This is a genomic window from Nesterenkonia sandarakina (assembly GCF_003003175.1).
Taxonomy (GTDB): Bacteria; Actinomycetota; Actinomycetes; order Actinomycetales; family Micrococcaceae; genus Nesterenkonia; species Nesterenkonia sandarakina_A.
Window position 1 is genome coordinate 1 of sequence record NZ_PVTY01000036.1, and the last position, 9,717, is coordinate 9,717.

At 62.9% G+C, this 9,717-nt stretch carries 8 protein-coding genes; 4 read left to right on the plus strand and 4 right to left on the minus strand.

Going from position 1 to position 9,717, the window contains the following annotated elements:
* Nucleotides 1–293 precede the first annotated feature (293 nt).
* From BCL67_RS14685 to BCL67_RS14700, 4 genes are read left to right on the plus strand one after another with little or no spacing between them, the layout of a single operon-like run.
* Nucleotides 294–698, plus strand: coding sequence for a plasmid mobilization protein (locus tag BCL67_RS14685; protein WP_146131204.1), 405 nt, complete (start codon nucleotides 294–296; stop codon nucleotides 696–698).
* Nucleotides 695–2,161, plus strand: coding sequence for a relaxase/mobilization nuclease domain-containing protein (locus BCL67_RS14690; RefSeq protein ID WP_106124155.1), 1,467 nt, complete (start codon nucleotides 695–697; stop codon nucleotides 2,159–2,161). Before BCL67_RS14685 ends, BCL67_RS14690 begins: the two co-directional genes overlap by 4 nt.
* 22 nt (nucleotides 2,162–2,183) lie before the next feature.
* Entirely contained in the window at nucleotides 2,184–3,104 is a 921-nt protein-coding gene (locus BCL67_RS14695) for a hypothetical protein (RefSeq protein WP_106124156.1), read from the plus strand.
* Nucleotides 3,101–3,652, plus strand: coding sequence for a DUF4913 domain-containing protein (locus BCL67_RS14700; protein WP_106124157.1), 552 nt, complete (start codon nucleotides 3,101–3,103; stop codon nucleotides 3,650–3,652). Before BCL67_RS14695 ends, BCL67_RS14700 begins: the two co-directional genes overlap by 4 nt.
* Before the next feature lie 65 nt (nucleotides 3,653–3,717).
* Here the strand turns inward: BCL67_RS14700 and BCL67_RS14705 are convergent, their stop codons facing one another.
* The 4 genes from BCL67_RS14705 to BCL67_RS14720 all read right to left on the minus strand — a co-directional run bounded on the left by BCL67_RS14705 (nucleotide 3,718) and on the right by BCL67_RS14720 (nucleotide 9,637).
* Entirely contained in the window at nucleotides 3,718–4,491 is a 774-nt protein-coding gene (locus BCL67_RS14705) for a DUF6338 family protein (protein WP_308738011.1), read from the minus strand.
* Nucleotides 4,492–4,712: 221 nt separating this feature from the next.
* On the minus strand, nucleotides 4,713–6,380 hold the full coding sequence (locus BCL67_RS14710; protein ID WP_258175116.1) for a type IV secretory system conjugative DNA transfer family protein: 1,668 nt from the start codon (nucleotides 6,378–6,380) through the stop codon (nucleotides 4,713–4,715).
* Between the two features lie 74 nt (nucleotides 6,381–6,454).
* Nucleotides 6,455–8,089: a hypothetical protein gene (locus BCL67_RS14715; protein WP_106124160.1), complete on the minus strand. Its 1,635-nt coding sequence runs from the start codon at nucleotides 8,087–8,089 to the stop codon at nucleotides 6,455–6,457.
* A gap of 36 nt (nucleotides 8,090–8,125) precedes the next feature.
* Nucleotides 8,126–9,637 carry an SCO6880 family protein gene (locus BCL67_RS14720; protein WP_106124161.1) on the minus strand — a complete coding sequence of 504 codons (1,512 nt, stop codon included), beginning with the start codon at nucleotides 9,635–9,637 and terminating at the stop codon, nucleotides 8,126–8,128.
* Between the last annotated feature and the right edge of the window lie 80 nt (nucleotides 9,638–9,717).

Genomic DNA, 9,717 nt, shown 5'->3' on the forward strand with positions numbered 1-9,717 from the left:
AATACCGGAGGGATTGAGCGAAGCGATTGAGTGAGGATATGCCGCGAAAGCCGGTCGGAAGGCTTGACCGGTTCTGCGCAGCCCGTAAGCTTCCCTCGCGAAAAGAACGCTTGTCTTTTCAGGTCCGCACGTTCACACCCAGAAAGACCAATAGAAGGTGTCCCGGACGGAGCAAGCTGTAGAGTTAGCACGGCTAACTCGCTTGTAGGCCTTGTCGCTGCGCTTGGCCTGTGGCACCCTTGAACCCAGAGGGTTCAAGCGTCGTTGCACTGGGCGGAAGGGCGGTGAGTTTCATGGCAGAACGGATGCGGCAAGCGAACGCCAGGGGCGGTCGCCCGATCCGTCGCGAGGTGAAGCTGACCGAGTTCGAGGACAATGCCCTCTACTTCGCTGCTTCACAGGCCGGCATGACGCCCGCGCGATTCCTGAAGGAATCTGCGCTGTCTCGTCAGCGCGGGATCAGCGTCACCGAGCGGCGCGAGATCGTTCTTAGCCTGCACAAGATCCAAGCCGCGATTGCCGCTATCGGAAACAACATCAACCAGCTCGCTCGTCACGCCAACGCTGAGGACGCGATCACCAAGGAGATCAGCGCGGAGCTGACTCACTCACTGGCTCAGGTCCGGGCCACTATGCAGCGTACAAATGATGCGGTGTCCCGCCTCGCTGTTTCACCCGAAGAGGCCGATTCCACATGATGCCCAACGTCACGCAGGGTGGTCGTATGGCTGGACTCGTCATGTACCTTGCCGGTCCAGGTCGAGCCAATGAGCACACCGATCAGCGCCTCATAGCCGGACACGATATTGTGACCTTCGCCGTCGAGCCCGGTAAGGCACTCACCCGCGATGACGCGCTGGATATCGCTAACGTTCTCGACGCTCCACGCAAAGCACACGGCACCGCAGTTCAGAAGCCCGTCAAGGAGTTTGACCCGGAGACTTCCCAATACGTGACGACCGGCAAGAAGGACGCTCACGTGTGGCATTGCTCGCTGGCTCTGAAAGCTGACGAAGGAAAGCTCAGCGACGAGAAGTGGGCCGAGATCGCCCACGATTTCGTGGACGGCATGGGCTTCATCGACCCTGACGGAGCCAAAACTTCCCGGTGGGCTGCCATTCATCACGGGGAGTCCAAGAACGGCAACGATCACATTCACATCGCCGTGCAGATGGTCCGCGAGGACGGGACCAAAGCCGACGTTCATTTCGATAAGCGTCGGTCCCAGCAGGTCGCCCGCGAGATCGAGAAGAAGCACGGACTCGTGGTGCTGGAATCCAGGGACAAGGCGCGCGGGATCAGTGGCCACAAGCCGGCCGAGAAGGTGTCTGTTCGACACCACGAAGGGGCGATGCCGGCACCGGAAGAGCTGCGCCGCCGGATGCGTTCAGCCCTGGCATCGTCTACGAACCAGCACGAATACGTACAGCGCCTCATGGACTCAGGCGTGCGCGTTGCGCCACGCTTCGCCAAGGGCTCGACCGATCACGTCGTGGGTTACCGCGTCGGTCTCGTGCCCGAGCCCGGATCGAGTAAACAGACGATCTACTACGCGCCCTCGAAGATCGACCGCACGTTGGGGTGGCCCCACATCGGGACACGCTTCAACGGTGAAGGCAAAGAGGGTGCAGACCGTCTCCTGCGCGGGATTCATTCAGGCTCCATCGCGCAGCCAGACCGCGCGACCCAGGTCCACGGGTTCGACCCGCGCCGGACTGGTCAGGTCATGAGCGGCACCACGTCACCGGATACCTTGTCCAACATCTACGCGCGTATCTCTATGTCGATGGAGAAGGGCAAGCCGGGAGTGTTCCACCAGCTCTCAGAGAACTATGCGCGCGCCGCGCAGGGCGGCGGCAACGTCGCCCACGCGATCCGTCTTGGAGGACGGTTCGCGTCAAAGAACTCTGCCCGTAGCTGGCTGGCAGTGCTGCAACAGGCGAACCGTCTTGCCCGTGCAATGACCGATGACAAGCTGGCCAGCAGCCGGCCGCAGCTCACCGCAGCGACATTGCCCGTTCTGGTCCAGGCGGATCAGATCTTGCGCGCAGAACTGGCGCGCGTACAGAAGACCGAAGAGCGCAGCGCGAAGCCGGCCGCAGAGACGATGAGTGTCGATAGGTTCCAGGCCCACGGCCCGGACCAGGGATACGGACGATAAGCCCACTACGGAAGGTAGGACTATGGCTGAGAACGAAGAATCCGAGATCTCCGAGAGCATTGCGGTCATGGCGCGCACGCTCACCGGTTCCGCGATGCAGGTCCGGGAAACCGCGACCCGGAACCATCAGGCCCAGGCGCAGCAGCGCGCAGCCGATCAGGCTAACGTGCAGCGCACCGAAGCGCAGTTGGCATCGAGTCTGCGCCAGGAGGTCTACAGCAAAGAATTCTGGCGCACCGCGTCGAGTGAGAACATCGCTGACCACATGACCGTGGCCTCACATCTGGCACGTACACAGCCCGACGCGCGCATGGCTGCCATGCATACCGCCGATGTGCTGCGCAACGATTTCGGGATCAACGTCGAGCAGATGAACCGCGATCACCCGAACTCGTTGGAGGATCGTCACCACGCGCTGCGCGATGCGCTGGACGATCATTTCAGCAAGGCACGCGCCGAGACCGAAGCGGACCAGGCGAGGATCAATGCGCAGCGCGAGACCGCAGCGCCCGAGGTCGCCGCCGCCGAACTCTCACAGGACCAGAACGAGCCCGAGAAGTCCCAAGCCGCTGCGCCGGCTGAGCAGGAGCAGACCCCCGAGGTCAAGGAAGCCACCGACCGCGCGGCCGAAGCGCAGAAGTCAGAGACGGCCAATCTTGCCGAGGCAGACCGGGCCGGCTCCGAGGTCCACCAGGACCGAGAGCACGCCCGGTCAGAAGAAGCGACCGGCGGACGCCAGCCCCAGCCCTACGCACGGGTCAGTGCGCAGGAGCTCAACGAGATCCAGAAGGCCGACCCGGCCCTGGTCGCGGTGCGGCAGCGACAGGCAAAGATGTTCGCTGAGCCGACCAAGACCACGATCAACAGTTCGGGCCAGAAGGCGACCAAGCCGGCACGCGGCGCAGTGGCCACCAAGGAGAGAGGACAGGAGATCAGCCGATGAAAGATCCCTTCACCGCCCTCTTCAACGAGTCCCAGGCACCGGACACCGACACTGCCGAGGAATCGGCAGAGCCCGAAGCACCGGCTACGCCGGCACCAGCGACCCCCACACCCGCCGCGCCAGCGGAACCAGCACCAGAAGTTCCGGTGCCCGACCCCGAAGCCGAGGACGGGCAGACACCGCCCGTCTACCCGAACGTCGGGGAATGGGTCGATGACTGGCTGCTGCCGAACTTCCGCCGCGAACTCGGTGGCAGCAAACGGCGCTGGGACCCGAACTGGTGGCGCTATGAAGAAGCCGGCGGCGCGCTCGAAGCTCTGTGGGAGGCGTGGGAGCACTTGCGCTTGCAAGGCGGCACAGCCAACGCCGTCTTCTATCGGGATTATCTCTACCCGATCATGGACCGGCTCACCGCCACTGACGGCCCATTCTGGAACTTCCACGAGACCCCGGAACCAGTGCCCGGGAACATCATCCCGCCCATCTGGGAGACCGCCCCGACGCCCGAGGGCTGGTACAGGAAGAAAGACGATCCCCGCGAGCAGTAGTCCACACGCAACTGTCCCCCCGTCCGCTTCTTGCGGACGGGGGGACAGTTGCGTGTGGCGTTCTACTACCCCATCGAGGGGTATTTCTTAAAGATTCTCGCCCATAAACTCAGGTGTTTGATCTCATCGACGTGTGCTTCCAGCCGTTCTATGTGAGAGGCCGCGTCCTCGGTAGCGCGTGGTTCTTCGGCTTCGGTGGCGTAGTAGTCAACTGTCAGGTAGCTAATTTGAGAGGCGTGGACGGTCAAAAACTCTACGTTGAGGGATTGGATCTCTTCGTCACCGGCGTACTGGATCCACGGCTCATACAGAACAAGCGCTCGGTTTTGTTCCTCGGTGTCCTCACGAGAAAAACTCTTGACGTACCCATGGAAGCGATCTCCGTTGGTCGAGGTGATCACCACATACGAGTTTGCGTCGGTGGGCTCTCGCGCGTCGAACAGTTCCCACCACGCATTGGCTGTGCGAGGACGAATGAATTTCGCCCACGGCGCTCGGCCTAGGTAAGCGCCCAGCAAGCAAGCCAATAGACCAACCACGATAAGCGTCGCCCAGGCCCAGAATTCTTCCGCCGGGGCCGGCGTAGATTCCCCGAACAACACGAGCAGATTTTGTTGGATGTCGGGAAAGACGACTCCGACTAAAGCGACCGCAAAGATAGCGGCGAGGTACGAAAACGCTGCCACGCTCAGGAACAGAGCGATTTCTCTCACGGCGCTGTGCTTCCTAGTCGGGAAGTAGCGTTCGTGGACGAGCAAGAAGAGCAGTCCAGGCGTTAGTGCGAGTGCCGTCAGGACCACGCCTTGGAGAGTGTCAGGGATCAATCTGTACCTCTTCAACTCGGGCGACTAAACTTGGGCCCACATTAGCGGAGGGTGATCATGGCGAAGAAAGTAAAGATTTCAAGGATCAGCTCGTCGCGGACAGCGAAGCTTTCCGAGTCGGGACTTCAATCGACCAAACTCGTCGTGCAGCCCAAGATCAAGGTTGCTCCGAAGCGGCCTACGCCGCAGCCCACCGCGATAAGTGGTCGATCTGATAAGCGATAGTTGCGACGCGGTCAGCGCTTCGGGGTGGCGAACGGATTAGGTCCGCCAAGCTTCGCCTCAAAGTGCGTCTGGGACTCCTTCACGGCCTTGGCGTAGGGCTTCGCTGAGAAGTGTTCGAGCTTCATCAGCGCGGCTGGCTGGCCGGAGCTGAACAGCAACGCGCGCCCCGAGGGCATCCCCGCGAGGTCGGCCACGTCCATGATCCGTTCACGCTGGATCGAGGTCGAGGTAGACCGGCCCCGCTGCTGGGTGCTGGTCTGACGTTTCACCATGTCCCGTTCTCCCACGAGCTGGGAGAGGAACGGCAGAAACTCATCCTCAGACAGACCCGAGCCGGCCACCCGGATATTGGCCGAGGACCACAGCTTGCGCATCCCTTCCTTGCCAAACGCCTCCACGCCTTGGACGAAGCTTTGGAAGAACGTCGAGACCACGATGCCGCGCGAACCATAGTGCGAATACAGATCCGGCAGCTCACGCCACCGGACCACGTTCGCGGCCTCATCGAGCACCGCCATAATCGGCGGCGAGAGCCGGCCACCAGGCAGCCGGCCGGCGCGCTTCTCCGCAGTGCTCAGCGTGGCCATGACCAACGCCGCAGTGATCGCCCGAGCAGATCCACCACCCTCACGCGAGATCAGATACAGCGTGTCCGTGGTCTCGGAGAAGGCTTCATGGTCGAACTCCTGCACGCCGGGGATCTGGGGATCTCGCAGCCACGGCATCACCCGCTCATCCCCAAGGACTGAGACCCACGGGCGCATCGTGCCATACACGCCGTCGCGCTGCTTCGGCGCGAGCTGCATGATCTGACTTAGCGCCGCCGCGTAGCTAGGCTTCCCTGCACTGGACAGCGCATCACGCGGCGTCGTGTCGGCCGGGTCATTGGCCCAGTTGAACACGTCGGTGATCGGACGCGAGGACACCGCCGCCGCCAGCAGAAGGTGCGAGAGCAGACGCTTACCGTCAGAGGTGAAATATGCGTCCTGGGAGGCCCCGGCCGAGGTCTCGGAGGTAATGAACACGTCCGCGAGTTTCTGGGCGGTCTCCATGTCCTCTACGAAGCTCAGCGGGTTCCAGAACCAGGACGGTTCCTCACCAATAATGTCTTGGGGATCGTGGACCCACACCCGGCCCTTTTCCAGCCGTGGTGCGCGCGTGAGATCCACAATGTCTCGCTTATTCGAGGTCGCCAGCACCGGCCCGTTGGTCTCGACAATCTGAGGCACACAGACACACGACGTCTTACCGGCACGCGGCCCCATGATCCAGGTCTGCACCCACTCCCACGAGGCGCGCAGCTCCTTGTTGTTGGCCACCGAGCGCGCCAGCGGCACCCCCGGTGAAGCGTTGGACGCTTTCAGACGTTCCGCGTCGGCCGTCTGGGCCTTCATCCCGAGGCCGCTGAGATCCTTCGGCCGCGACATCGACCGCGCCAGGTGATCGACCCGCGAGGACTTGCCCCGCTGCCGCAGCGCGGCAAAGACGACCAGGCCCACCAGGACCAGGACGCCGAGCACGACAGTGCCGAACATGACGAGCTGCGCCGCCGTGACCGGCAGCGCGCCCGTCACCTGGCCACCAATGATCGTGAACGGGTCACTCCCACCGGCAGGGCCGGTGATCGCTGGATCAATCAGCGCAGCGCCCCACCAGCCGGCGACCAGCAGCAGCACCACGGCGATGAATCCGCCGAGGAAGATCCAGCCGGCCTCCCCGGAGCCTGGCTGACTTCTTCTTCCTGCCCGGTTGCTCATACGAGATCTCCGCTCTCGTCGTCCGTGGTCGCGGTGCCCTGCTCCCACGCCGAGTTGGTGTTGGTCACCGCGATTTCCGCGTGCACCTGGTGGACCTTGAACGGCAGCCCAGGGCGCTTGCCCGTTTTGAGAATGAACTTGCCGGTGTGCGGCCGCTTCTCCGAGCCGGTCACCCGGCCCGAGTCATCGGTCCATTCAGTCAGCCAGGACTTCTCTGTCTCTGAGAGTGCAAAGACGTTCTCGAGGTTTCCCATCTCGTCCGGAGCCAGGCCGCCGAGGAACACCATTTCGGAGCGGTTGACGAAGCCCCAGGCGATATCGGTCATCGCCTGAGAAGGCAGCTTCAAGTCATTCATGGTGTGAGTAATCATGATCTGCCCGATGCCACGACCACGGTTGAGTCGGGTCAGTGAATCCACGAAGTAGACCATCTGTTCTGAGGTGCGCAGCACCTTCCACAGCTCATCCATGATCAGCAGGTAGTGCTTCTGGGGAAGCCCCTGATCCTTGGTGACGATCTTCTCGGTGGCCACGGTGATGGTCCCGAGGTTCCAGCACAACGACTGCACCGCAGCCATGAGAACTCCGTCGTTCTCACCGACGGCGGACACATCGAAGACCACCGGCTTACCGGGGATGATGTGCGCCGTGGTCGGCTTCGAGAAGAGATCCTTGTACTGCCCGTCTGGGCCCATCGCGATCAGCGCATCCAGGAGCCCCTGCACGCGAGCGTCATAGGCGTTGGTGTCCTCATGGGTCAGGGTCAGATTCCGCAGCGAGGCCGGCCGAGACCGGATATGAGCGATCATGTCCGGGATCAGCACCGGATCAGTCAGATCCGGGTCCATTGACCGGATCGTGTGAGCCAGCACGGTTGTTTCGTGGGGGTCCAAGCTGCGCCGCGCGAACATGGCCACCAGGCCACTCATCAACGAGAGCTGCTGTGTCCGAAGGTCATTCAGACCTTCCTCACGCGCTTTCTCATCCTTCACCCCGGCCAGCGCGGCCGCGAACACGGAGACGTCCATCGGGTTGATATGGGACCGGCCCGGAGCGAACTCGATCACCTGACCGTCACAGGCGCGGAAGAGATCGACGTAATCCGGGCGCGCATCAGAAAGCGCCATAGGAATGATGCCCCAATCCATCAGCACCGCCACCATGCGCTTGACCAGCGAGGACTTTCCCAACCCCGGCTGTCCCAGAACGAACGCCGAAGGGTTACGGATCAGCTCACCGACGAACCAGGAGATCGGGTCCGCGCACACCAGAGATTCCCGGCGCAGATCCTTCCCCAACGGAGCCCCGACCAGCTCAGCACCAGAGCCAGCGATAAACGGCCAGTACCCGCAGAGCTGCACCGTGGTCCCTTGCAGCTCATAGGGCCGCTCGATGTGGCCTGTAGGGCCACCGCCCCGCCGGTTCCAGCCAGTGGCGCCGGGACGGGTCAGAGTCGCCTTGCGATCTGCCTTGACCTGCGCGAAGAACCGGCGCAGCCCCCGGACCTGCTTGGCGCGTGCGGCCTCGCGAGCTCGACGCTCTTCCTTCTCTAGCCGTCGCCTATCGCCCTTGGAGAGCACGAGCTTCGCGGCTGCCGCCGGGGTCTGGTCATCGGTGGTCTGTGAACTCATCATCAACACCTTTCGAGGTGTGGGGTCGGTCCTGACTCAGGAGAAGAAGTCTGAGATCTCGTCGTTCAACAGCATGTGATCGGGCAACACCACGCCCAGCGGCAAGCCGGCCTGGAAGGTCACAGCCTGATTGGCCAGTGCATTGCGCACCCGCAGACGGGTCCGCGAAAACAGGGAGGGGATTTCCTTATTCAGCCGGCGGAACTGTTCGGGATCGGCCACCGAGACGGTGACGATAGTCCCGAACCGAGCGACCCCAGCCCCCATCGTTTCTTCCTGCGCTGACTTCATCGCTGCCGCCTGGCGCTGCGCGGCCCGGACGGAGACGCGCTGCTGAGATCCGCCGAAGGTCGCTTCCTTGATCTCGCGCTGCACGAGGTCCGTGGTCTGGTCGATAGGCACCGGACGGTAGAGCAGGGTCACGCGCTTACGCAGCACCCCAGGCATGGGCTCTAGGAGCCGGCGCAGTGAGTCGTGGGTGAATGTCCCGCGCGGTTCTTCGTAGAGCGTCCAGGACGAGGAATAGGCCCTGTCGTGCTTGTAGTAGTCGAAGAGATCCGCAGCGTAGGACGGGCCGGCGTCGGTCCACCGAAGGTTGGTGCCCCCGTTCATCTGCGCTTCCTCCACGGCCGGCGCGGTCGTGGGGTCATAGGCCACACGGGTGAAGTCGATGATCTCCTGGGCGGTGCACGCTTGCACGATCCCGGCCCCGGTGGAGTAGAGCCCGCTCAAAATTCCGGGGAGCCGGTCGCCAATGTCGGTCGCCATTTCCTCGCGGCCGCGATCCTTGTTCGCCTCGAAGGTCTTACCGTCGAAGGTCACCGAGAGCCGCACGGTCATTTCTGGTGCCCCGTGGTCATACTCGTCTGCGATTCCCTGGGTCACGATGCGCGCAAATTCTGGGCCCCCATCGGCGCGCTCGTGGGAGAGCAGCCGGCGAAGCCGCAGCCCGGTATCGGGCGCGGATTCGATAGTGACCGAGGCCCCGCGGATTCCGTCATCCTGTCCGAGGGACTGCAACCAGCCGCCCCAATGGGACACCTGGTGACGTACCGAGTCCTGATCCACGAGAGCATCGCCGTCTGGCCGCGCCTCGATCACCACAGAGTAGTTATAGGCCCCGCGCCCGGTCGTGCGCAGCAGCCCGAAGGTGTGGCCGGCACTGTCGATGTGTTCGGTCAGTTCGGTGTCTGCCATGAGACCGGGAAGCCGCGTGGCCCCATCCGGGGTGAACCCCGTCGGTCCTGAGACATAGAGGTGCTTGCCGGACTTCTCTTTGCGTCGTTGCGCGATCTTCAGCATCGTTCTCCCATAGATTGAGCGGCCTTGCCGCTTCGTGGCCACCAACAACACAGCGCCGAGCACGCCCACACCAATGACCACACCGGCCGCCGCCGCGCGGCCGGTGGCCATAAGGACGATAGACACGAGGATGAAGGGCACCCCGGCCAGAGAGACGCCGAGGGAAAGTCCCAGAATGCCGGTGCGCTGAGGGTGGCGCAGGTTGCCATAGACGCCCTGAATCACCCCAGAGTTTGAATCGCTCATGAACCTGTCTCCCCATCGTCGCCTTCAATGGCCTGATTGATCCCGGAGCCAGAGGCGGTGCCGGCATCAATGACGTTCTT